The sequence below is a fragment of the Dermatophilus congolensis genome, from assembly GCF_900447215.1.
Lineage (GTDB): Bacteria > Actinomycetota > Actinomycetes > Actinomycetales > Dermatophilaceae > Dermatophilus > Dermatophilus congolensis_A.
Genome location: NZ_UFYA01000001.1, coordinates 1,872,130 through 1,896,648, shown reverse-complemented (window position 1 = coordinate 1,896,648; position 24,519 = coordinate 1,872,130). Strand labels below are relative to the sequence as shown.

General features: G+C 57.8%; 18 protein-coding genes and 1 pseudogene. 12 read left to right on the top strand and 7 right to left on the bottom strand.

Features of this window, described 5'->3' with window-relative positions; translation table 11 throughout:
- Window positions 1-105: 105 nt before the first annotated feature.
- The 6 genes and pseudogenes from DXZ77_RS12705 to DXZ77_RS08335 form a co-directional block, all read left to right on the top strand.
- Window positions 106-501: pseudogene (locus DXZ77_RS12705) on the top strand (NAD(P)-binding domain-containing protein); the annotation flags it as partial.
- 15 nt (window positions 502-516) lie between these two features.
- Complete coding sequence (locus tag DXZ77_RS12700; protein ID WP_371667517.1) at window positions 517-972, top strand: NAD-binding protein; 456 nt, start codon at window positions 517-519, stop codon at window positions 970-972.
- Window positions 973-1,160: 188 nt separating this feature from the next.
- On the top strand, window positions 1,161-2,156 hold the full coding sequence (locus DXZ77_RS08350; protein ID WP_115031345.1) for a PIG-L deacetylase family protein: 996 nt from the start codon (window positions 1,161-1,163) through the stop codon (window positions 2,154-2,156).
- Between the two features lie 314 nt (window positions 2,157-2,470).
- Window positions 2,471-4,771 carry a putative bifunctional diguanylate cyclase/phosphodiesterase gene (locus DXZ77_RS08345; RefSeq protein WP_181816078.1) on the top strand — a complete coding sequence of 767 codons (2,301 nt, stop codon included), beginning with the start codon at window positions 2,471-2,473 and terminating at the stop codon, window positions 4,769-4,771.
- A 93-nt stretch (window positions 4,772-4,864) separates the two neighbouring features.
- Window positions 4,865-6,427, top strand: a complete 1,563-nt coding sequence (locus DXZ77_RS08340) for an ABC1 kinase family protein (protein WP_181816077.1) — start codon at window positions 4,865-4,867, stop codon at window positions 6,425-6,427.
- Window positions 6,428-6,719: 292 nt separating this feature from the next.
- Complete coding sequence (locus DXZ77_RS08335) at window positions 6,720-7,970, top strand: YkvI family membrane protein (protein ID WP_181816076.1); 1,251 nt, start codon at window positions 6,720-6,722, stop codon at window positions 7,968-7,970.
- Window positions 7,971-8,039: 69 nt separating this feature from the next.
- Here the strand turns inward: DXZ77_RS08335 and DXZ77_RS08330 are convergent, their stop codons facing one another.
- Entirely contained in the window at window positions 8,040-9,500 is a 1,461-nt protein-coding gene (locus tag DXZ77_RS08330) for a polysaccharide deacetylase family protein (RefSeq protein ID WP_147279236.1), read from the bottom strand.
- Window positions 9,501-10,312: 812 nt separating this feature from the next.
- On the opposite strand from DXZ77_RS08330, the gene DXZ77_RS08325 reads away from it, so the two are divergent.
- A complete protein-coding gene (locus tag DXZ77_RS08325; protein ID WP_115031337.1) occupies window positions 10,313-11,299 on the top strand; it encodes a hypothetical protein in 987 nt (328 codons plus the stop codon).
- A 162-nt stretch (window positions 11,300-11,461) separates the two neighbouring features.
- Here DXZ77_RS08325 and DXZ77_RS08320 read toward each other — a convergent pair whose 3' ends face one another.
- Both DXZ77_RS08320 and DXZ77_RS08315 read right to left on the bottom strand, forming a co-directional pair.
- Window positions 11,462-12,685: an MFS transporter gene (locus tag DXZ77_RS08320; RefSeq protein ID WP_115031335.1), complete on the bottom strand. Its 1,224-nt coding sequence runs from the start codon at window positions 12,683-12,685 to the stop codon at window positions 11,462-11,464.
- A gap of 34 nt (window positions 12,686-12,719) precedes the next feature.
- A complete protein-coding gene (locus DXZ77_RS08315; RefSeq protein WP_115031333.1) occupies window positions 12,720-13,085 on the bottom strand; it encodes an ArsR/SmtB family transcription factor in 366 nt (121 codons plus the stop codon).
- 370 nt (window positions 13,086-13,455) lie between these two features.
- Here DXZ77_RS08315 and dnaK point away from each other — a divergent pair, with 370 nt between their 5' ends.
- The 4 genes from dnaK to DXZ77_RS08295 all read left to right on the top strand — a co-directional run bounded on the left by dnaK (window position 13,456) and on the right by DXZ77_RS08295 (window position 17,913).
- Window positions 13,456-15,363, top strand: a complete 1,908-nt coding sequence (gene dnaK, locus DXZ77_RS08310) for a molecular chaperone DnaK (protein ID WP_115031331.1) — start codon at window positions 13,456-13,458, stop codon at window positions 15,361-15,363.
- A 154-nt stretch (window positions 15,364-15,517) separates the two neighbouring features.
- Window positions 15,518-16,309 (top strand): nucleotide exchange factor GrpE, encoded by a 792-nt coding sequence (locus DXZ77_RS12450; RefSeq protein WP_258553222.1) that lies wholly within the window; start codon window positions 15,518-15,520, stop codon window positions 16,307-16,309.
- Between the two features lie 120 nt (window positions 16,310-16,429).
- A complete protein-coding gene (locus tag DXZ77_RS08300) occupies window positions 16,430-17,443 on the top strand; it encodes a DnaJ C-terminal domain-containing protein (RefSeq protein ID WP_115031329.1) in 1,014 nt (337 codons plus the stop codon).
- Window positions 17,440-17,913, top strand: a complete 474-nt coding sequence (locus DXZ77_RS08295) for a heat shock protein transcriptional repressor HspR (RefSeq protein WP_371667319.1) — start codon at window positions 17,440-17,442, stop codon at window positions 17,911-17,913. The genes DXZ77_RS08300 and DXZ77_RS08295 overlap by 4 nt, the downstream gene beginning before the upstream one ends.
- On the opposite strand, the gene DXZ77_RS08290 is transcribed toward DXZ77_RS08295, so the two are convergent.
- A complete protein-coding gene (locus tag DXZ77_RS08290) occupies window positions 17,866-19,056 on the bottom strand; it encodes a DUF418 domain-containing protein (protein ID WP_115031327.1) in 1,191 nt (396 codons plus the stop codon). The genes DXZ77_RS08295 and DXZ77_RS08290 overlap by 48 nt on opposite strands.
- A gap of 59 nt (window positions 19,057-19,115) precedes the next feature.
- Here DXZ77_RS08290 and DXZ77_RS08285 point away from each other — a divergent pair, with 59 nt between their 5' ends.
- A complete protein-coding gene (locus tag DXZ77_RS08285; RefSeq protein WP_115031326.1) occupies window positions 19,116-19,772 on the top strand; it encodes a TetR/AcrR family transcriptional regulator in 657 nt (218 codons plus the stop codon).
- Window positions 19,773-19,793: 21 nt separating this feature from the next.
- Here the strand turns inward: DXZ77_RS08285 and DXZ77_RS08280 are convergent, their stop codons facing one another.
- The 3 genes from DXZ77_RS08280 to gnd all read right to left on the bottom strand — a co-directional run bounded on the left by DXZ77_RS08280 (window position 19,794) and on the right by gnd (window position 24,500).
- Window positions 19,794-20,708 carry an alpha/beta fold hydrolase gene (locus tag DXZ77_RS08280; protein ID WP_115031324.1) on the bottom strand — a complete coding sequence of 305 codons (915 nt, stop codon included), beginning with the start codon at window positions 20,706-20,708 and terminating at the stop codon, window positions 19,794-19,796.
- A gap of 108 nt (window positions 20,709-20,816) precedes the next feature.
- Window positions 20,817-22,538 carry a methyl-accepting chemotaxis protein gene (locus DXZ77_RS08275; RefSeq protein WP_220181615.1) on the bottom strand — a complete coding sequence of 574 codons (1,722 nt, stop codon included), beginning with the start codon at window positions 22,536-22,538 and terminating at the stop codon, window positions 20,817-20,819.
- A 462-nt stretch (window positions 22,539-23,000) separates the two neighbouring features.
- Window positions 23,001-24,500: an NADP-dependent phosphogluconate dehydrogenase gene (gnd, locus tag DXZ77_RS08270; protein ID WP_115031322.1), complete on the bottom strand. Its 1,500-nt coding sequence runs from the start codon at window positions 24,498-24,500 to the stop codon at window positions 23,001-23,003.
- Window positions 24,501-24,519 lie beyond the last annotated feature (19 nt).

Here is a 24,519-nt window from a genome sequence, read left to right as displayed (position 1 = left end):
GGTTACCTGGATATGGCACTACAAGCATCTGGACTATGAATTCAATTGTAAGAGTGTGAAGCTCACTATTCCGGTATATAGGCTGCACGGAGTGGGAGACTAACCGGTATGAGGATCGCTTTTCTCGGAACCGGCCGCATGGGCACCGAACTAGCTCTACACCTACTGCGCACCCATGAACTCACCATCTGGAACCGCACCGAAGCCAACGCCCAACGTGTGCTGGCTGCAGGAGCCAAATGGGCACACACGCCACAGGCAGCAGTCAAAAACGCAGATGCCGTCGTGACGGCACTATTTGGACCAGACACCGTTCGTGACATCGTCATCGACACTCACCTCGTCCCCCAAGGAACGCCCTGGCTAGATGCCACCACCGTCTCTCCACACGATGCTGAAGAATTCGCCGCCACCTGCGACACCTACATAGCCACTCCAGTGATCGGTACACTCGGCCCAGCCCGCGCCGGCAAACTCGGCGTCTACGTCGGCACCCCCCATGCTGAACTACGCGCCCTGGCCCTAGACATTGCACGCCCATGGGCTGATCCAGATCGTCTCATCGGCGTTGACAGCGCAGCCCGCGCCGCCACTGGAAAGCTTTTGGCCAATCTCGCCCTAGCCATATCCGCCCAAGGATTACGAGAAGCGCTCGCGTTAGGTGATGCATTGGGCGTGGGGGAAGAAGACGTTTTGACAATGCTGCAGTCAACGGGATTGCAGTTCATTGCCAACATGAAGGCGCCCTTTATTCGTGGAGAACGAGACACAGCCCAGGGTGACTTCACTGTTGATGCCATCACTAAAGATGCTCGATTGATGATTGCCCAAGTGGACGCGGCTATTCGCCACGGCCACCATCGCGCAGGATTAGACCTTCCAGCATTGCGAGCAGCGCTTGCTTCGTTAGAGAGCCAACAGCGCGCTGGACGAGGTGGCCACGACTTTTCCGCCATGTTCGGCAGTGAATAGCTGTCACATAAAAATTCGAAAATACAAAGATGCGGGGCTGCCTCGATGCATGAATAAGCAGCCCACATGATGTGCGCAGGCTCATAACTGGGCGTTTTACTGCCTAACGAGGCGGACGCACCGATGCGGCACGGATGGAGTCCGTGTCGGGGTGAACATTCAAGGGGCCGTCTGGAACGGAGTCCTGCATGGCCGCGCCCACCGTACGTACCTTCGCCGCTGTTCTTTTCCTCAGCATGTGGGGTACGACAAGCCTGACTGCTGCCGGGTCAGCTCCGACAGATGCGGCAATCGCGCCCAGCCACGCACATACACCCGCTCACACGCCCAGCACCGCCAGCGCTGACTCAGCGCGTCAAAGAGAGAGCGTTCGTTCTCGCCTGCAGCACCGTGCTCACACTCAGGTTTACATCTCTCCTCACCAAGACGATGAGACTCTCTCCATGGGATCAGCCATCGCCACCGATACCGCAGCAGGCAAAGACGTTCACCTTGTTCTGGTTACACGGGGAAACAATGCCCGCGGTCACCGCGTCGTGAACAACGCTCTAACCCGTGCGGGGCTACCTCCCATCACACAAGCTCAATACCAAGCCGGACGAAACGCTGAGTTCGTCTCCGCTGCTAGAAAACTCGGCATAAAAACCGAGAATGTTCACTTCCTCGGCGTAGAAGACACTGATGAGCCGCAACCTTTCCGCACCGCCATGGATCAGATCATCAATACCTACGGTCCCCACGCCGCATACAACTCCATGAGCTGGCTCGACAAAAATCCTGCCCACTACCACCTCGCTGACCATCTCGACCGACGGTGCCGCGACGGCAACGGCCCTGAATGCCACTTTTATCAGTACAGCTCCTACCAGCCCGACGCTCCCTCATACGCCATTACCACTGCCGTGGCCACTCCTATCGGTGCATGGATTCCTTCCACCGACGGGCGAGTGCTCCAGGCCGCTGAAGAGTACCGACGATGGGACCCCAACAACGGCCGCTACGCCATCGGCTGGAAATATTCCGTCTCGCGTTCCTTCCGAGCGTTGCGCGAGCGTCCAGGCGTCTGGACACATGGCCCTAGCAGTCGTGACGCCTGGGTTACAGGCAGCGACCGCACTCGCGCCTTGAACTGGATAGCTACCACCCAAAGTCGCCCTGATGTCGAGCTAGCCACCTTGCGATAAGCGTCACTGAGGAACCGTTGAGGCTATGAAACGAACTGACCTTTCAGCTTGACCAAGAATGGCCTTGTCACCGAAGAAAATTCATGTCACCGTCAACGTGGGACAAACTGGTTGGTGATCCACACGGCGCAGCTAACGCCACCTGACACAAGTCATAGCGCGGCGCACCCCGGGGGCTCCACCGACACCACCGACGTGGATGAACACAACACGACTTCACATATACAACTGCACAACCCGCGCCGTTATCCCGAACAGCACCATTTCAATACGCTTGAGCTTAGGTTCGGGGGTACCAGGTCGAGGAGATGGGTGTGTCGATAGTGGAAGAGGCGGAAAGAGCGGGGCATAAACCTCCGCTCTTACGTCGTGCTACCCACCGACAACGTGCCCTCATTCTCCTCTTTGTCTTTCTCATTCCCTACATCATCTGGCTAGGCGACCGAGCCAACGCCACCCAGCTCATCGCTACCAACGCCCTCATGCTGGTCTTGGCCTCAACCGTGGCTGCCACCCCACTGCTAGCCGCATACCGCCCCCGCCGCCTCTGGGTGTTTTTCTCTCTCACCTGGCTTTGCCCGGTCGGGGCTACCCTCGTCAGGAACTACCCCGGCTCACCTGACCCCCACATCGCCAATATTGCCCTTTTCGACATACTCAGCCTCGCCAGCTACGTCATCGCCGGAATCTGGGTTCTCTACGCCACCTGGCACCTCACCGGATTGCGTGGCCTGACCTACGCCATTTTCGACACCAGCGCAGCCACCATTGGTATCGTTATCGCCACCTGGGCCATCTCCCAACAAATACACCCAACCGGCCGCACCGCTGACCTCGCCTGGGCTATTTACCCCATTGTCGACCTGGCCATTCTTGGATTCGCTGGCCAGGTGCTTTTCCGCATTAAAGGCACCACGCCCGGCCTCAACTGGTTCCTTACTGGCGTACTCATCATGCTGGCCGTCCACGGCGTAGTCACCTATTACGCCCTTAACTACGACTCCTGGCCACCCTCCTGGATCATGGGCTTCAACCTATTTTCTTGGGCATCGTTCATTGCAGGCATCACCCACCCACACATTAAAGACTGGGGAAAACACGTAGTTAAACCCGTTGACGCAGACAACATGACACTTCGTAACGTGTACGTCATTGTTGCCGTCACCGCAACGTCTTTCGGCCTGCTCACCCCCATGCTCTCCACCTTTGACTACCGCATCCGCTCCCTGCTCGTCGTCGCACTACTCCTCTTGCTCATCTCTCGACTTATCGCAGCAACCCGCCACCTAGCCCTCTCCGAACGCGACAGCAGCTACCGCGCCACCCACGACCAACTCACCGGACTACTTAATCGCTTCGCTTTGCACAACGACCTCAACCGTCGCCTACTCCGCCAGCGTTCCAATAGCCCAGCAATCGCCCTCATCTACCTGGACTGCGATGCTTTTAAAGACGTCAACGACACCTGGGGACACGACGTCGGAGACAAAGTCCTGCAACACCTCGCCGCCGGAATGCGCGAAGCGACCGGACCAGAAGACACCGTCGCCCGCCACGGCGGAGACGAATTCGCACTCGTCACCGAAGTCACCGACGAAGCAGAAGCGCTTGCCCTCGCCGCCAAGCTGCAAGCCTTGTTTAGCGCCCCCGTCGCCATTGGCGCCCGCCGCGGCCACACTGTCACCGCTTCCATGGGGATTGCCTTGGCCTGCCCCCACGAACAGCACACTGCCGCCGAGCTGCTTAGTAACGCCGACTTAGCTCTACACCGAGCCAAAGCCACCGGCCGAGGTACATGCACCCTTTACGACAGCGTCCTTAAAGAGCAAGCCGTCAAACGAGCCGTGATGTCCGAGGCTTTGCGCGAGGCCTTGAGTCGTAACGCGCTCTCCGTAGCATTCCAACCCATCTTTCGCGGGAACAACTACAGCGAACTAGCTGGCTGGGAAGCTCTTGCCCGCTGGCAGCACCCCACACTAGGTCCCATTCCGCCCAATGAATTCATCCCTCTGGCCGAAGAACTTGGCCTTATCTGCGATCTCGGCGACCTAATACTCCGCAAATCTGCCGCCGAATTCAGTGACCTAATCAGTGCATTAGGGCTAGAAGATGTTTCCCTCTCCGTCAATGTTTCTGTCGCTCAACTCCTCCAAGCCAACTTCGTTGACACCGTTCTAGAAACTCTCGACCAGGTGCGTCTTAGCCCTTGTCGGATTGTCCTGGAAATCACCGAATCTATGCTCGTCGACGACGACTCGCCTGCTCTTGATACGCTCCACCGCCTCCGTCAGGCAGGCCTGGCCCTCAGTCTGGATGACTTCGGCACTGGATACGCATCAATCACTACGCTGCTGAACTTGCCGATTGATGGTGTCAAACTTGACCGATCCCTCGTTAAACGTCTTGATGACGACCCTGCCGCCCCTGCACGCGTCAAAGCAGTGCTTGACCTGGTTGCCAGCGTAGGAATCAACCGCGTCACCGCCGAAGGCATCGAAACCCCTGAACAATCCCAGGCCCTCGCCCAGCTCGGTTGCCCCCGCGTTCAAGGGTTCTTTTACGGCCGTCCCGTCCCGTCAGCCCAGATCCTCACGGCACCAGTCGAAACAGGCTGATAGGCCCACTCACATGCCTTCATCCTCGCCAAGACATGTAAACAAGAAGGAGATGTAACAGGGAAGTACGCATACGAACGCATGGAGGTGGCGGTGAAACGCGGACTCGCCCGGTCGCGTGAAGTAGGAGAAATACTCGCCCGCAACGGACTGCGTGCCTTAGCCGACAGTGCTGGGCTTTCTCGACACCCCAGCGACCCACCTCGTAGCGACGCCAGTATTCGCGCAGTTGAAAATACCCGTCCTGAAGTCCTGGTCAGTACCCTCACTGAACTCGGTACCGCTTGGATAAAGCTGGGGCAGACCCTTGCAACCCGCCGTGATCTCATTCCCGCCGAATACTGCGACGCACTCGAAGCCCTCACCGACCACACTGCCCCAGCGCCTTTTGCTGATATCCGCGCCACGATAGCTACCTCTTTAGGGGCCGATCCGAGTGCTCTTTTCCGCCACATCGACCCCGTGCCGCTGGGGTCGGCTTCCGTTGGTCAAGTTCACCCCGCTACTACTAGTGACGGGCGTGAGGTTGTTGTCAAAGTCCGCAAACCAGGGGTGCTCGAGAATGTGCATATTGATCTGGAACTGATGGAACGACTAGTTAAAGCGATGTGCCGGGCGCGTCCTCAACTCGAAGAACTCGGTGTTATCGAGACAATGCAAACCTTCGCCGCCACCTTGCGCGCCGAACTTGATTTCCGAACCGAAGCCTCCAACTGCGAAGAAATGCGTTCCCGCTTTGCTAGTGATGAAGCGATAGCTATTCCAGCTGTGTACCGCGATTTGACCACCGCTGACGTGCTCACCCAAGAGCGGATAGTTGGCGGTATTCGGCTTGATGATCTTGAATCCATGCGCGCAGCGGGTATTGATCCTGACCGTGCAGGACGACGTTATGTCGATGCCTTGATGCGCATGTTGCTTACCTTCGGGCGGTTCCATGCTGATCCTCATCCAGGCAATGTCTATGTGCACCTTGATGGGCATCTCACTTTTATTGACTGGGGCATGGTGGGACATGTCGATACAGCTACGCGGCGTGCGCTGTTGCGGCTCATCGCTGGTTTCGCGATTCCGCATGAAGGGTTGCTGATTTCTGCACTGTTGGATTTGGCTACGCCACGTCGTCATCTTGACCGCCCGAAGTTGCGTCGCGATGTCGGCGAGTTAGTCCATATTCTGCGCAGCACGACATTGTCTGAGCTTTCAGCTGCTGAAGTTGGTGGGTTGATCACTCGCATTGTGAGGGCACATCGGCTTCGACTGGATCCTTCGATTCCGGTGGCTTTGCGGGCCATGAGCGTGGCAGAGGGGTTGGTGCGCAGGCTGTCTCCACATTTGTCGTTACCCGATTTGGCTGCAGTGCAGGCCAGAGAGGCTTTCGGTGCTGATATGCGCCCAGAGCAGCTCAGGCAGATCGCGACTGACTTGCTTGGTGATGCGATGGTTTTCGCTCATGACTTGCCAGCGCGGGTCAGTCGGGTACTGGATGTGATCGAATCTGGTGAGAGTGAGGTGACGGTTGCGGGGGATTCGCTGCAGAAAATGAGGCGGCAACGTGACCGGGACACGCGGCGTTTGGTGGGGGGCATGCTGGCTTCGTCGGGGATTATTGCGGGATCGATTGTGTGGAGTGCGTGGTATCGAGCACGCAAATGAGTGGCTAGCCCTACCGATGCTGGTTCTCTCTGCGGGGTCGTGAAGATGCGTTTTGCTCACTACGTGGGACACGAATGTAATTTGTGATGAAGTAGCCAAGTTCTCTCTAAGCGAAACCTCTCTGAGCTGGGAAGTAAAGTTTTTTCAAGGCCTTCGATGGTGCTGGTTGGATGGTGCTAAAAAATGTGCCGAACGTCGTTGGAGGCCATCTCTTCGATCACAGACGGTTACCGTGCTGGGCGGACACTTGTCGTCGAGCCGCGGAGGAGCGGACGTGTCACCGAGTACGACTGTGAAGATTGCCCTAGCTTTTGTGGGCCTATTGATTGGGGCAGGGTTCGCGACCGGTCAGGAGGTGATCCAATACTTCGTGTCGTTTGGCCTCACGGGGTTGTGGGGTGCGGTTCTGTCAGGCGTGTTGATGACGGTCATGGGTGCGGTCATCATTCAACTGGGTAGTTATTTTTTGGCGCGCGAACACAACATGGTCTTTCGAAATGTGGCGCACCCCATAGTTTCTGCTGCTTTAGATGGTGCAGTGACATTAACGCTATTTGCGGTGGGATTTGTGATGCTCGCTGGTGCGGGATCTACGTTGGAGCAGCAGTTCTCTCTGCCATCATGGGTGGGGGCAGGGGTGATGTTGCTGCTGGTCATGGCTACAGGGATGCTGGATGTAGATAAGGTCTCTGGGATTATCTCGGGAATTACGCCGTTGATCATCGTGGCTGTGGTGATTGCGTTCTGCTACACGATGTTTCACATGCCAGCGGATGTTTGGGCATTGCAGGACGTAGCATTGAGTACCGAATCGCCGGTGCAGCCTTGGTGGCTCGCCTCGCTGAATTACACGGGGCTGGCATTGATGCTCGGTGTGTCAATGTGTTTGGTTATTGGTGGCAATTACCCCAATCCTCGTGAAGCTGGTTGGGGTGGGTTGGCTGGCGGCGCCGCTTACATGGTGCTTTTGCTCATGGCTGCAATTGTTCTATATCTGAATATTGCGCGAGTTGGTTCCGCGGATGTTCCTATGTTGCGTTTGTTTGAAGAAATGCATCCGGCTTTCGCATATATTATGGTTTTTGTTGTTTTTGCGATGATATACAACACTGCCATCGGGATGTTTTATGCCTTAGGGCGGCGTCTAACAGCTTCGTGCCCTGAGCGTTATCGAATAGTTTTTCTTGCCACGTGTGTAGTTGGCTACGGTGTGAGCTTTGTCGGATTCAGTACATTGATGAATTACGTGTATCCCGTTATCGGATACATCGGATTAGCGATGATTGCTGTGATGCTGGTTGCGTGGATACGTAGTCGCACCCCTATTCGTGAAGAGACTGGACGTCGGCACCGCATAAAAGCATTGTTGACTTCACGTGCACACCCAAAGCGTCGTTTCGGGCGTAAGGAGGCGGCGGCGTTGCGCACGGCTGCGCGCGAATCAAACGTGCCAGATGAGGTGATTGTCGAGGTTTTGGATCGCGAGGCGGTCACGGCTGTGCAAGAAGGTGAAGCGGAGCCAACAAAGTCGCTGCAACCCTAAGCGTGTAGGTGCTTGACGCTCTGGAGGCCTTCGACGAATCGTCGAAGGCCTCCAGAGCGTGCGAGGTGTTTAGCGGCCGGAGAAGGTTTCTCCAGGGCGGACTTTCTCTCCGCCAAGCTCAGAAACAGTGACCAGCTTGAAGCCCTTTTCGGTGAGCTTCTGCGCGATCTCAGGTACTGCTTGAACGGTCGAGTCGTGAATGTCATGCATGAGGATCACAGCGCCTGGACGTGCGCTGTTGACTGCGCTTTCCACAGTTTTTGCGGTGCTGCGGGTTTTCCAGTCTTGGGTGTCAACGTTCCAGAGAATGATCGGTATCTTCACGGCGCGGGTGTCTTTGTTGTAGGCACCGTACGGTGGGCGGAAGGTCTTAGGGGCTTGCCCAGTGATGCGTTTGATCGTCTCGGTTGTAGTTTCGATTTCTCGGCGCTGTTCCTCGGGGGACAGTTTCGTAAGAAGTTTGTGGTCCAGGGTGTGGTTGCCCAGTTCATGCCCTTCGGCAGCCATGCGTTTGAGTGCGTCAGGGTGTAGTGGTGCATGCTCGCCGAGGATGAAGAACGTGCCTTTGGCTTGGTGAGCATCAAGGGCATCAAGGACCTTGTGCGTTCCGGGACCAGGGCCATCATCAAAGGTCAGGGCGACACACTTTTCGACGTTGCAGTCTGTTTTGGGGGCGGGGGCTGCGGTGGTAGCTGGTGCGGCAGGTTTGCTTCCTGCTGGCTCAGTGAACCCAGGGGCGCCTTGGAGTGAGGCTTTGCGGGCTGCTTGACCGAGCGGGGTGAGTTTGGAGGTGGGGTCTCCTTGAAGGGTGACTTCGAATCGTCCCTCAGAGTATGAGGTGACCATTCCTTGAGAAACAATAATGTGCAGGTCACCAGCGGGAGTGAAGCTTGTTCCGGCGATCACGGCTTCCGTGTGCTGGGGGTCTGGCTCGTTGGCGGCAGCGCCTGTTTTCTTAATTGCCTCGATAATGCGTTTGCGGACTTCCGTTTGACCTTCGGGGGTCAGAAGGGCTGATCCTTCCTGAGGTTGGTTGTTGGCGGAGTCAACCCATACCGTTCGACTTTCCGTGGAGCCAGAGGCCCCGGAGAAGGTATGTGTTTCAAGCTGTATGCCGACGGTGGTCTCTGAGGCTGCGAGGAGCCTCCAATTTTGGGTGAGTTCTGGGGCTACGACGCCTCCTTTGGCTGGATTTTCGGAGCGGAAAGTTTCTGCGGTTTGCTCGGCTTGCTTAGATATCCAGTCGTTAAATGGTTTGTAATTATTAAGTTGTGGATATTTGACAGATATTGGGCGATTAGGGTCATCATCTGCTACTTGGGCTGCAGAAAGTCCCGGAATAGTTTTTTCCGTCTGTTCTTTGTGAGCTTTTTCTTCGTCAATGCGCTTGGCGACGTCTGCTGTTACTCCAGCCGGTGGCTGTGCTGATTCTTCTGCAGGCTCTGATCCGCATGCCGCTAATGTCAATGTCAGTGTCGCGGCGAGCAGGACACTGAGGTGCTTTTCCCGAATTCTTTTTGCTCTCGTCACGAACGCAATGATGCCCCGCGCTGCTCATGTGGTGGTTCAAGGTAGTGGGGGAAGGTTCAGGCAGTGCGAGGCCTGCAAGTCTCGCGATGTGGTTGGTGTGGGTGCTGTTTTTCACGCCTAAGAAAAGCACCCTTTTGGCTGCGGAAGCGGCAGTTGCCCCGCATGCGTGCAGACATCACGATGACCTCGAAAAACATTGCGAGTTCAGGGATCTGGCAAAAATTATTGAATGTCGTAGAAAACTCTTCCAGTCAGCTGCGGCATGCCTTTGCCTCACGTGTGGTCATGCCTGCGATGTGGTGGCCACTCATGTGGGACTACCACTTTTTCAGTGGTCCCTCAATCACCCTTGTATCCTTCCAAAAGGCATCGAAACCGTTTCATGTGAACGGCTCTCGGAACATCAAGACCTGCGATACAGGTCACCCTCACAGCAATGGCCGGTCGGGCGGACAGCTGGCTTGGCCACGACGCAGTCGTGCATACGGCATGACTGCAGCGCCACCGCTGACTTCCGTTCCACGAACCCTTCGAGGCCTAACAACGCCGAAACCAGCTGAGCCTCTTTCATGGCTCGATGGTCACCTCGAATGTCAATTGCATCCGTATCCCGGAAGCGAATTGTCGCCGTAGCGCTCCGGCGTCGCGAGCCCGCAGAGAGCTCACCCACAAAACCACAACACGGCGACACCGATTCAGGGCAAACACGCGCAGCTCTTCATACAAAACATCCGTGACCGAGCGCTACTGGATCTGGCCGCCGCACAACGAATACATACCTAAACCATCGCTAACCCAAAGGACCTAGTCCCATGACAAACGCCAAGCCACCACAGGCAGCTACCTCAACAGCCACCAGACGATCCCGCACCGTGCTCACCGTGACCGTGCTGACAATCGCGATACCCCTCGTTCTTTCCGCTCACGGAATCGCCCTCGTTGGCATCCAAGCTCTCAACTTCCCCGTTGAAATAGCTATCGCTATGGCCATCTTCTGCGAGCTTGCTTTCGTTGTCTCAGCGCTGTCTGCGCGCGAAGCCATCATCACCGGCCGCTGCGCACGTAATGACCTCATCGCAACCTGGGCTATCGCCCTGGTCACAGGTATTTTCTCCGCCCTTCATGAAATCCTCACCACCGCAGCGCCCAAAACGATATCCATCACGGTGTTTCTAGCTATCACCCTCCGATTCGCTGCGCCACTGATCGCCGCCTGGCTGTGGCACAACCACGTCCTTGCCGACGCCGAAGAGCGCGCAGCCTGGCCTTGGGACGACCGCATCCGCCATAACGCCACCCTGGATGTGGCAGTAGCTGCAAGGCAGGCCGCCGCATCTGCAACCAACCGTGAACGCGTCAAAGCTAGCGCCCGCCTGGAGGCCATCTACCTACGCCTTTGCCGGAGTCAACCCAACTTGGATCAAGCAGCACTCGCATCCGCGATGCGCCAGGTCGCAGCTGTTGACTCACTACCTGCCTTGGCCACGACCAAACATGCCTCCTTCGCTCCTAACGAAGACGCTGAAAACACACCCCAAACAGCCCCTCAGCTGGCACTCGCAGGTTCTGGCTGGGTGCCACAGTTTGTCGTTGCGGACAGCGACAAAGAAATCAGCACCGTCGCTGCAAAAGTTCTCGATCTGTACGGCGATGCCGCGACAGGTCGTCACGTCCAGGAAGCTATGTCGCACCTAGGCCACCATGTCGCTGACCGCACTGCCCGCCGCTGGCTGTCGCGCGCTCGCCAAGACGCCAGCCAACAAGCCGCCGAATGCGCCACGAGTAGCTCTGTTTCCTAAAAAAGCATCATCGGATGCACCTACAGAGCAGTGAGATCGTGCAATACCGCCATGGCCACATGTTCTGACCGCTGGCCGGTTGTGATGACGTGACCGGCCACCACCTAATTGACAGAAGGACTGCCCGACGTCATCGTGCTGATCTGCACCAGGATGTGGCTGCTAGCTAGCCGCTAACTTCGCCACCGATGAAGGCATCCACATCCCTGCTGCGGTAAGCACGCCGATCAATCCCAGCGGAACAAGTGTCAAAGCGGTTGTCGAGACCCCCGCACCCGTTCCCAATGCCCCAGCTAGCGGGTAAGTGAATAAAAAACATGCATGAGACAGCGAGAACTGAGCCGCAAACACAGCGGCTCGGTTCTCATCCGTGCTGTTCCTACGCAGGATTCGTGCCGAGGGTGTAAGCACAGCCGAGGTGGGGGCACCCATCAGCGTCCACACCAGTAGAAGTGCACCCCATTGGGCAGAATGAGTCGTCCAAGCGATCGCATCCGCGGCGGCGATCAAAAGCAGAAGTAGTGAGATCCCTCCAGCAAGCATGATGCTGCGATCTGTGAGGCGGTTGATCAGCTTCGGTATGCCAAGTGCGATCAGCATGGAACCGCCTCCATACGCTGCCAGAAGCACCGCAACATCGTGCTGTGGTCTACCAAGTTCGGCTCGCACCAGAACGACAGTGTTGACGATCACCAAGGGCGTGACTGCGGCAACAACAAGATTCATCCCCATCAGGCCACGCAATTCAGCAGTTGACCAGAAGAGCCGCCATCCATGAGTGAGTCTGTCGTGAGATTTCTCTATCGATGAGGGTGCAGTGGCAGGAATGTGAGTTGTTATGACCAACCCAGCAGAGGCAATGAACCCAACAAACGTGCCAAAAAACAGATTATGAAAACCAGTGATGGTTAGCAGTGCTGCAGCCAGTATCGGGCTGATCAGTGATTCCAGGTCATAGGCGAGGCGAGAGAGTGAAAGCGCTTGGGTGTACTCATTCTCATCAGGCAAGACTGCGGGGATTGTGGCCGAGAAGGTGGGGGTGAATGTGGCCGAAGCTGATTGAAGCAAGAAGATCAAGATGTAGATCTGCCATGCTTCAGTGACGAAAGGCAGGCAGATAGCTACTGCGGCTCGGGTGAGCTCTGCCCCAATGAGAACAGGCTTGCGGGGAAGACGAGAAACGAAGGCGGTAGCGATGGGTGAAACGAACACGTAGGCACCCATTTTGATTGTCATGGCGGTGCCCATGATGAGGCCAGCGTTACCGCCGCCAATGTCGAAAGCTAGTAGGCCTAGCGCGACAGTGAGCAGTCCAGTGCCGACTAATGCGATGACGTGGGCGCTGAAAAGCTTCGCGTAGGTGTGGTGGGTGAGGACGCGCAGCATGGGGTGAGTCGTTCGCTGAGGTGATGTATGTGGGTTACTCGGCGGGGGAGTGGTAGCGCCGTGGTGTTTGGCCGTTGGCGGTGGCGTGTTCGGCTTGTTTGACAGCTTCGATGACCAGAGCCAGAGCGTGCTTGTCCGTGAGTCGGTAGCGCACGCTGGTGCCTTCATGACGAGTGGTGACGATGCGGGCCATACGCATGCGAGCCAAGTGTTGAGAAACGCCGGAAGGTTTTTTGTCAACGATTTCGGCCAAAGAGTTAACGGAGAGCTCTTCGGCGGCGCGCAGGGCCAGGATGATTTTGATTCGGGTGGGGTCAGAAAGCAGGCGGAAGACTTCAGCTGCTAGATCAACGTATTCCGATGAGGGAGAGAGACCACAAACCTTATTACCTGCATTCATACGCAGATAATAACAAAATGCCATCCAGGGGTTCTTGCCTGCTGTGTGCATCTCGCAGACGGGGTAGCGCTTAGCTCAAAGTTGAGTCGAGTATGCGCAAGTTTTCGGTGTGGCAGTTGACAACCTTCAACTCAAGTTTCAAAGTTGAGTGTGTAGCAATCAACCCGAAGCAGGTGCTTGACCTGCCAGGGCGGAGTGCCTCTCGTTCGGGTCCGTCTTTCATTAACCCGAGCAACAACGCCGGTACGAACCTCTCTCGCGCAGAGATGGCTACGTCCCCGAGCAGGTGGCATTCCGCCAACGCAACAAGCAGCCACCGGGTTGCCGCTGGCCCTTAAGGCCACCACCCAACGTGAAGGAGCGCCAACACATGGCACGTGCAGTAGGTATTGACCTCGGAACCACCAACTCGGCCGTCTCTATCCTCGATGGCGACGAGCCCACCGTCATTGCTAACGCTGAAGGCGGCCGCACCACCCCGTCCGTCGTTGCGTTCTCCAAGAACGGCGAAATCCTCGTCGGTGAAATCGCCAAACGTCAGGCCGTCACCAACGTCGACCGCACCATCCGCTCTGTCAAGCGCCACATGGGCACCGACTGGACCACCGAAATCGACGGCAAAAAATACACGCCCCAGGAAATCAGCGCCCGCACCCTCCAGAAGCTCAAGCGCGACGCTGAGGCCTACCTCGGCGACACTGTCACCGACGCAGTGATCACCGTTCCGGCATACTTCGACGACGCCGAACGCCAGGCAACCAAAGAAGCCGGTGAAATCGCGGGCCTCAACGTCCTGCGCATCGTCAACGAGCCCACCGCCGCCGCTCTGGCCTACGGCCTGGACAAGGGCAAAGAAGACGAACTCATCCTCGTCTTCGACCTCGGTGGCGGAACCTTTGACGTCTCCCTCCTCGAAGTCGGCAAAGACCCCGAAGATGGCTTCTCCACCATCCAGGTCCGCGCCACCCACGGTGACAACAAGCTCGGTGGCGACGACTGGGACGACCGCATCGTCCAGCACCTGCTCACCACGGTGAAAAACAACACCGGCATCGACCTTGCCACCGACAAGATCGCCATGCAGCGTCTGCGTGACGCCGCCGAGCAGGCCAAGAAAGAACTCTCCAGCGCCACCACCACCAACATCTCGCTCCAGTACCTCTCCATGAGCGAGAACGGCCCCATCCACCTGGACGAAACGCTCTCCCGTACCCAGTTCGAGCAGATGACCGCCGACCTCATTGAGCGCACTAAGGCGCCGTTCCACCAGGTCATCAAGGATGCAGGGATCTCCGTAGGCGACATCGCTCACGTCGTGCTCGTTGGCGGTTCCACCCGTATGCCAGCCGTCACCCAGGTCGTCAAGGAGCTCACCGGCGGCAAAGAGCCCAACAAGGGCGTCAACCCAGACGAGGTTGTCGCCATGGGAGCCTCCCTGCAGGCCGGTGTCCTCAAGGGTGAGCGCAAAGACGTTCTTCTCATTGACGTCACGCCGCTGTCCCTGGGTATCGAGACCAAGGGTGGCCTGATGACCAAGCTCATCGAGCGCAACACCGCCATCCCCACCAAACGCTCCGAAACCTTCACCACTGCTGAAGACAACCAGCCCTCGGTGCTAATCCAGGTGTTCCAGGGAGAGCGCGAACTCGCTAGCGCGAACAAGTCTCTGGGTACCTTCGAGCTCACCGGCATCGCCCCAGCGCCCCGTGGCGTCCCGCAGATCGAGGTCACCTTCGACATCGACGCCAATGGCATCGTGAACGTCTCCGCTAAAGACCGCGGCACGGGCAAAGAGCAGTCCATGACGATCTCTGGTGGCTCGGCTCTTCCGCAGGAAGAAATCGACCGCATGGTCAAGGAAGCTGAAGCGCACGCCGAAGAAGACAAGAAGCGCCGCGAATCCGCTGAGGCCCGTAACACGGCTGAGCAACTCGTCTACTCCACGGAGAAGTTCCTCGCCGACAATGGTGAGAAAGTTCCTGCCGAGACGAAAGCCCCGGTCGAAGAAGCAGTTAAGGACCTCAAGGAAGCTCTCGCGAAGACCGGTGACGACGAAGTCTCCCCTGAAGAGCTCAACACCAAGGTCACCAAACTGAACGAGGTTTCTCAGGCGATGGGCGCAGCAATGTACGCGGCTACCCAGGCCGAGGGCGCACAGGCCGGTAACGCTGGTGCGGCAGGTAACGCTGGTGCTGGTGCAGGTTCCGCCACGGGCGCCAAGGCCAAGGCAGACGACGACGTCGTTGACGCCGAGGTCGTCGAAGACGACAAGAAGTGACCTGCTAGTCGCCGACCGAATGTAACCTCTGGGGCCGCCGCAACACGCGGCGGCCCCAGAGCCGCACCGGGTATCACCCAACGCCAAGCGATGCCCTACAACCACAAACGGCGTGCAGCAGCAGTAGTTTTTCCTCAACAGGAGGCGATGGAACGTGTCGCAGGAACAGCCGCAAGACAACGAGTTCGGCGCATACCAAGCCCGCCACAGCGCACCCGAACAAGGAACTGAGTTCGCTCCAGGGCCGACATCACCGGTCTCCGGGCCAGGGGGGCAAGCCGCCGCCCGAGCCGCCTACGAAGGCGCCCAAAAGAACCGCCCCGACACGGCTATCCCTGAAGAAGAACACGTTGTGGCTCCAGAGCCCGCCGAGCAAACCAGTGAAGAAACCGTGGAGCAGGCAAGCGAAGAAACAGCCGCCGAGCAGCCAGAGTCTGACCAAGCGCAAGCCATGGACGACTCTCCTGAAGGCCTCGCTGCCGCGTTCGAAAACGAAACTAGCGAACGCGAACAAGAACTCATCGACCAGCTACAGCGCGTAAGCGCCTCGTACACCAACCTTGAAAACGAGTACCACGCCTACGTGCGGCGCTCGAAACGCGACCTTGAAGAAGCAGCCCAGCGTGGCACCAGCAAAGTCCTCGAAGGGCTACTTCCAGTTCTTGACGAGATCGGGCTCGCCCGAGCTCACGGTGACCTCGAAACTGGCCCGCTGGCGAAAATCGCAGAGAAACTCGAAACCTCCTTGTTCAAACAAGGCGTAGAACGATTCGGGGCTGAAGGGGACGTCTTCGACCCCACCGTTCACCAAGCTATTTCGCACGACGTTCGAGAACTGCCCGAAGGCGTCACCGACACCACTGTCGTGCAGGTCATGCAGCCCGGCTACCGCATCGGTGATCGGGTAGTGCGCCCAGCAATAGTGGGTGTCGCTGACCCAAAGTGACTGGGGATACCCCAGCGCTGATCGTCGTCCGCGCCGCCCTCGTGTAGTGGCGCCCGCCACGGCGCCTCGCACAGCAGCTTCGGGCACAACTCACCCGACACAGAACGTCAAGGAGGGAACATGGCCAGTCAAGACTGGTTGGACAAGGATTTCTACGCTGTCCTCGGTGTGAAACCGGGCGCGGACGACAAAGAGATCAAAAAGCAGTACCGCAAAATGGCGCGTGAGTATCACCCCGATACCCACAAAAACGATCCCGTAGCCGAGGCCAAGTTCAAAGAAATCGGCGAAGCGTATGCAGTGCTCTCCGACGCCGAACAACGTCGTCAATATGACGCTATCCGCGCCATGGGGGGCGGTGGTCCCCGTTTCACAGCTGGCGGACCCGGCGGTATGCCGGGAGGGGGAGCCGGATTCGACGATCTGCTCGGTGGTCTGTTCGGTAATGCGGGAGGATTCGGCGGGGCGCGTCGCACTGCTGGAGCAGCACCCAACCTCGAAGATCTTTTGGGCATGTTCGGTCAACAAGGTTCAGGCGCAGGCAATATGGGTTTCGGTACCGCTGGGACACGTCCACCCAAAGGACGTGATGTGCATGCCACCGCCACACTGAGCTTCAAACAAGCCGTTAACGGTGACACGGTTGTTGTTAACGGAGTCAGCGGTAAACCAATCACCGCGCGCATCCCGGCCGGGGTTAAAGACGGAGCGACCATCCGATTGCGCGGTAAAGGGGAATCCTCGCCTATGGCAGGGGGAGAAGCAGGCGACATTCTCCTCAAAGTGACCGTGAAACCGCACCCGGTATTCCGGCTCGAAGGAAACGACCTCGTCGTTGATGTTCCCGTTACTTTCGCAGAGGCCGCGCTAGGGGCCACGATCTCTGTTCCGACTCTTGGCGGCAACCCCGTGAAGTTGAAACTGCCTGCCGGAACCCCCAGTGGGCGTTCTTTGCGTGTGCGGGGCAGGGGAGTGCCAGCTAAAGGAACTCCGGGCGACTTGCGGGCACGTATCCAGGTGACGGTGCCGCAGCGGCTCACAGATGAAGCACGTGCAGCTATTGAAGCCTTGCGCGCTCAGGAAAGCGACTTCGATCCCAGGGCGGAGCTGCTCACTCGGGCGCGAGGTGAGTGAAAGTGCCCGCCGTGAACTCCTCATCGTTTTCCCCTGATGATGACACTCCTGTGTTCGTGATCTCCGTGGCTGCGCAGCTGGCGGGAATGCACGCCCAAACTCTGCGCCAGTATGACCGGCTTGGGCTGGTTGTACCTGCGCGTACGCGCGGGGGAGGGCGACGTTATTCAGCACGGAATGTGATGGAGTTACGGGAAATTCAACGGCTTTCGCAAGATGAAGGCGTGAGCTTGTCGGGGATTCGGTACATCCTGGCGCTGAAAAACCGTATTGAAGAGCTCAACGCCACGGTCGAGGAGCTGCGTCGCGAGGTTGAGCAGGCACGGGACCGCCGTGATCAGGCCAGGCGGGTTTTCGCGGCGGCAAGCAGTGGTGATGTTGTTGCGGTGCGGGCTGGGCAACGCCCGCGCCGCAACGTTGCTTCACGTGCTCTTGTGGTGTGGGATCCGCGGCGTGTTCCTGGCCGTTGAGGTCGCTTCCGGAGTTCCAGCGATGCTGCGGTACAACTTGTGAGTGACCATTTCCATGGGGCCGTGGCGAAAACGAAGCAGCCAGCAGTGAGCCATCACAAGCATGAGTGCGCTGATGCCTATCCACGCTGCGATTGTGACTGGCAGTCGCCACTGCGGATCCATCGCCCCCACGTTCAGGCCCCATCCGTAGAAAAGCGCTGAAGCAACGAGATTTTGCAGCATGTATGCGCTGAGGGAGACGCGCCCGAGTGCGGCTAGGTAGCGGGATATTCCACAGCTGAGTGAATGTGCGGTGCTGATAATCAGTGCGAGCATTCCTACAGCTACTACTGGTGCAGTGCCGTAGCGGGTGAGGATATTTAAGGCGGGGGAAGACAGGGATAGGGCCAGGTCAATTGGCGCGGTGATGAGTCCGATGATGATTAATCGCCGGCGTAGCTGTGTGGCTTTTTCGGTGAGTATTCCTGATTGGTATAGGCGGTGGCCAAGCAGGAACATCGCAATGCTCATCGGAAGAATGAAAACTGGTTCAATCCGGAACATAAATGCTGAATCAATGCGAAGAAGCACCAGGTCCCACCAGGAGCCATCGCGGTAAGGATTGTGCCCATAGGTAGCGGGGGTGCTCTGGGTGTTCATGGCTGCCATGAGGAGCATCGATGCTATGAGAACGAGTAAAGCGTGCACAGCTAGTGCGCATGTGAACCACGCTTTTCGGGTGCGTTCGCTGAAGGTAATAACCCAGGCGGCAATACCGCCGGTTACTGCGTACCCCATAAGAATGTCGAATTCGACTACGAGTAGGTAGTGCAGGATTCCGTCGAGGAACAGGATGCACATGCGCCATTGGTAGGGACCAGGCCAGGTGTGGCCGCGCCGGCATGCGCTTTCTGCTTGAAGTGCTAGGCCGATGCCAAAAAGAAGCGTCAGGAGACCTAGGAATTTTCCGTTGGGCAGAGCTTGAAGAATGGCTTCGATTGTTTGCTGCCAGGGGGCGGCATTGGCGCTGGTGGGGGAGTCGAAGTAGCCGAGTAGGCCGCCGGGGTGGGAGAAGATCCATATGTTGGTGGCTAGCGTGCCACAGATCGCGATGCCGCGGGCGATGTCCAGGGCGGCATAGCGAGGCTTAGGTGAGGTCATGGCTTTTTTATCACAGTTGAGATAAAAAAGATCTGGTGTGCAGGTGATAGACAAGGAACGTGCCCAAAATCGTCGACGTCACCCGCAGGCGAGAGCGCATTGCCGACGCCGTTTTCGCCCTTATTGAGCGAGGCGGAGTGGAAGCAGCGTCATTACGTAACGTCGCGTCCGAGGCTGGACTTAACGTTGGATCAGTGCGTCATTACATAGATGGCCATGAAGGAATGCTTATTGAATCCCTCCAGGTCATGGAGGAACGCATTGAGAAACGCATCTGGGCACGAGTAGAGGTTTTCCAAAAAGAACAGCTGAAAAACACAAAAGATTCACTCAAAGAGCTCTCGCCCAAAGCTGAGCGAGTTATCGCTGCTTCACCTGCATTCCGAGATATGGCCGTGGATGTTTTAGAAGAACTGCTGCCGCTGGACGCCACGCGGCGTCGTGAAGTTGCCGTCTGGCTAGCTTTGAGTGAGCGCTCTCGAACTCAAAAGTCTTTGCGGACACAAGCCCAAGAGATGATCGAAGGGGCAAGGATAGTGACGCGTCCCTTAGTGGAGTATGCGCGTGTCCCTGAGGCTGAACTGCGTGCCGAATGTCTTGCGGTGGCGGTAGATGGCCTAGCGGTGGCTTTGCTCTACGGCCCAGAGCGACTCAACGCCAAGACAGTGCGAGAAATACTGCATAGACATGTCGATGCGGCGTTGGATGCGCGATGAGTGTGCTGTTAAGCGATAAAGCTACGACAAGCACAGAGTTTCTGCTGCGCAGACCTCAGCGGTGAACTCCTTGACCAAGGTGGCGACATCCCGTGGTGATGAATGAATTGCCATGTGGCCAGCGTTGATGGTGACCACTTCCATCAAAGGATGCTGTGTTGTGAGTTTGAGGAGACGCTGGTGGCTTTCACTGTGCAAACCAGTTCGGCAGTGAATCGTCAACGAGGGGCAGGGGAGTTTCTCGTAGAGGTCGACTGAGGGGAACACCTCGTCGGCGAGAGAGAAGATGTAGAGAGCCAGAATCTCCTCGATGCTAGGTGCTGTCCGGAATGTTCCATCAGGGTGCAAACGGATACCTCGGTCGATATCAGCGCGCATCGCGTCCTCATCGAACCCTTTGAGAGTCCAGTCTTTCCGGTATCGATCCAGCTGTTTTTCTGCCCATGCCTCGACATCTTCTTTACTGTGCAATTTGGTGTCCAGTGCGAACCGGGTGTTGAGTCCAGCGTGGAATTCGGGGTCAGTGATAGTGCTGTAGGTCTTTATTACTTCACGGCGAGCCAGTGTTGCTGCTGCGTCAATGCCAATGATCGAGGTGAACAGATCCGGACGTTTGATAGCAGCCACGCACGCCAAGAAGGCCCCCATGTCATGGCCGATGAGGATGGCAGGGGCGAGGTTGAAGTAGTTGCTGATAGTTTCGAGGTCGTGCCACGCCGCAGAAGCGGGCAGGTGCACGGCGGTGGAGTGGCCGTGGCGGCGCAGGTCAAAGCTGTAAACGTGGAACTGGTCGGTGAGCTGCTCGGCCAGTGGCGTCCACAGTTCCAGGCTCCAACCGGGCGTGTGCACGAGGATGAGCGGCTGGCCATTGCCACCATGATCTCTGACGGCGAGGACGCCGGTATCCACGGGTATTTCGATGTCCTGTGGCGACATGGGATTTTCCTTCGCGTTCCGTCTGAGCCCATTGGTGGGGGTATCGACGATATGCGCAAAAATGAAGAGAACATACCTGCGGGGTGCCTAGGGGCGTGTCGCGGCTCCCTAATGGGTATTGAACATGCGCAGAGATTGGGCCGTAGAGGCGGCTATTTCGCTCAAGGTAGCGATCTCTTGACGGGTTTCGGTCGCCGCTGTTGAACCTGCAGATGCACGATCGGCGACCTGAGAAACGGTCTGGGCGATGCCGCTGGCTCCGGTAGCGGCCTCCTGGACCGAACGGCGCATCTCTGTGGTGGTTGCGGTCTGCTCTTCCACAGCTGAGGCAATTGTTGATTGGGTTTCGTTGATGCGGGCAATGATTTCGCCGATGCTGGTCAGCGCTGCCGAGGTCGCTTCAGCGTCTCCTTGAATGCCGAGGATCCGTTCGGAGATGTCATCGGAGGCCGCCGCGGATTGGGAAGCCAGCTCTTTGACTTCGTTGGCGACGACGGCGAAGCCTTTGCCTGCTTCTCCGGCGCGGGCGGCTTCGATGGTGGCGTTGAGGGCCAACAGGTTGGTTTGTTCAGCGATAGACGTGATGGTTTTCATGACTTCGCCGATACGGACAGAGGATTCAGAAAGTTTTTCAACGATGCTTACCGCGCCCTGGGCAGAGGTGACCGCCTCGGAAGCCACTTCAGAGGCGCGGGTAGCTGCAGTGGCGATCTCGCGGATAGAGACGTTCATTTCTTCAGTGCCAGTGGCGACGGTGTTGACGTTGTCGCTCAGCTGGGTGGCGGTACCGGCGGCGTTTTCTGCAGCTGAGCTGGTCGCTGCGGAGGTGGTAGCAAACCGGTCTGCGCTGGTATCGAGTTCAGCTGCCGTGGCTGCGATGCGGTCAATGTCGCTGGTGATGAGATGTAAAGAGGTAGTTAACGCGGCTTGGCGGGTGTTGAAGTGGTGGGCCAGAGTGCGGGTGGTGTCAGTGCCTTCGGGGGTGAGAGTGAGGTTGAGATCGTGAGGGTCTGCGCTGGTGAGTGCAGTGGCATAGCGGGTCAGTGGTGCTGCGGTGCGAGTGTGCCATAGGCGCACGAGAGCAATCAGGGTGATAAGGCAGACGATTGCGCAGACAGTCACGGGGATCGTGGCCCAGCTCTTGACCCAGGTGGTTTCGCTGGCAGCCGGGGCGATGGGGTCTGAAGCTGCAGTTGGGGTGGTAGTGGTGCTGGCGCTGGTGATTGCTTTTTTGAGGGGGGCAGTGACGGCCTCGGAGGCGTTGCGGTAGTCGCGGCCCAATACGACGGTGGCTGCGAGTTCGCGTTTGGCGGTGGCGGTGAGCTCTTTATCTGCGGGGATCAGTTGGTATTCGGCGACCCGGACAGGCATTTGAGTTTCGGGGACGTTTTCTGCTTCCAGGCGTAGCCGCATGGAGCGGATATCGGCGATGGTGAGTTTTTTGTGTGCCTCAGCTGCGGTAGCGGCTGCGGCGGCCAGGGTGGGGGCAGTTTTGGTTGAGCGCAGGGATTCCAGGGCGGTGTCGATGGTGCGTGAGTTCTCGCTGATGGCGAAGTAGTCGGTAAGCCATGCGCGGTCACCGGTGGTGGCGAATCCTCGTGCGTCAGCGGTTAGGGCACGCATCGTGTCCAAGATGGTGGCGGCGTCGCTGATTCCTGTTGTTGTTTCTGAGGAGGTGCCAGAGGAGCTGGTGGCCGTGGCGGTGGGGGTGCCGCCGTCCTGGATAGGGGTGCCGGTGTTGAGTAGTAGTGCGGCGATGGCCAAAAGAGTAAGTGCGGTCAGTATGAGGGTCGCCAAATATCCAGTTCTGATGAGGGTGGATTGTTTCATGACGACCTTTCCCCGCGATGTGACATAGCTTTCCCCTGCTGCTCTCATCGGGCGAACATTTTTGTACCTGAGCAGATTTCGTTGTTACGACGGGGTAGTCGGCCATAGATTTAGGGAAGAACAAGGTGCTGTTCGCCTTCGGCGTGGCTGAATAACTTTTTCCTGTGTACACAAGATGTGCGGCGGCCGCGATATTCTGGACGCGATACCGCGTGTGCTTATGACCGCCGCGCGGACCAAACACGAAGGACATGACATGGCAGTCATTACCGCAGTCGTCGCGACAGCGACCGCAGTTGTTGTCGTTGCCGCCGCGCCGCGCCCCGAGCCGGTGCCGGTTCGTGTGGAATCACGTCGCTCTAGCTGAGCCGTGCACTAGTTCATCCGCCCGAAGGGCCCTGTCCACCACGGACAGGGCCCTTCGTATATGCGCAGGATTATGGATGCGAGAAATTCGGGGAATCAGTGGCTGGTGGAGGTATTGATCTCGCTGCGGTCACCAGACCACAACGTGTGGAACGAAGCCTCACCGCCATCAATGCGGCGGTAGGTGTGTGCCCCGAAGTAGTCACGCAACCCCTGAGTGAGCGCAGCGTTGAGGCGAGGGGAACGAACTTGATCGTAGTAGGCCAGGGCAGAGCTGAAGCCAGGAATAGGTACTCCAGCGCTCGCGGCGGTTGCGACGACTCGGCGCCACGCGTCCTGGTTTTTGGCCAGGCCAGCGGCGATAGAGGGAGCTTCGAGCAAGGTGGTGAGATTGTTCGCGGCGTACTCATCGGAGATGCGTTGGAGCAGCGCGGCACGGATGATGCACCCGGCTCGCCAAATCGAAGCAACCGCAGCCACATCAATCTGCCACCCGTATTCGTGGGCAGCGGTGCGGATTTCGTCGAGGCCTTGGGCATAAGCGATGACTTTGGCGCTCCATAGGGCGTCCCGGATGTCATTGATGAAAGCTTCTCGATCCAGGTCAGCAGGCAAAGTCCGGTCCGGGCCTTCCAAAGCTGCCTGTGCATGCTCACGCAGCTCACCGTGACTGGAGATAGCGCGAGCAAATACGGCTTCGCTGATGGAGTTGACCGGCGTGCCCAGGTTCAGAGCGGACTGGACAGTCCACGTGCCGGTGCCTTTCATCCCGGCAGCGTCAACGATCAGATCCACCAGCGGCGTGCCCGTTTTCGGGTCTTTGTGGCGCAACACCTCGGAGGTGATCTCAACGAGGTAGGAATCCAGGTCGCCGCAGTTCCAGGAAGCGAAAGTGTCAGCCATTTCATCGGCGGATAGGCCCAGAGCTTTGAGTAATTCGTAGGCTTCGCCGATGAACTGCATGTCGGCGTATTCGATGCCGTTGTGCACCATTTTCACGAAGTGGCCAGCCCCGTCAGCGCCGATGTAGGTGCAGCATGGCTGCCCATCAACTTTGGCGGAAATGTCTTCAAGGATGGGGCCCATGAGCGCGTAGCTAGAGGCCGGGCCGCCAGGCATGATCGAAGGTCCTTCAAGGGCACCAACTTCACCACCGGAGATCCCAGCACCGATGAAACGGAACCCGGCATCGGCGAGCTTTTTCTCACGGCGGCGGGTGTCTTCAAAAAAGGCATTACCGCCGTCAACAACGATGTCGTCTTTGTCCAGCAGGGGCATCAACTCATCGATGACGGCGTCCGTGCCTCGCCCAGCCTGCACCATGATCACGATCCGTCGCGGGCTGGCCAGCGAAGAAACGAACTCTTCCAAGGTTTGCGCAGCTACGAAAGTGCCCTCGTGGCCGTACTCACGCACAACCTCTTCGGTTTTGGTCAAGGTGCGGTTATAGATAGCGACCGCGTAGCCGTGGCGAGCCATGTTCCGGGCAAGGCTGCTGCCCATGACAGCCATACCGATGACGCCGACCTCGGCTTTACCGTCCGGCGAGAGACCTTTTGCTGATTCGCCGGTGGAGGTGGTGGTGGTTTCGGTCATCGAGTTCTCCTTGCTGATG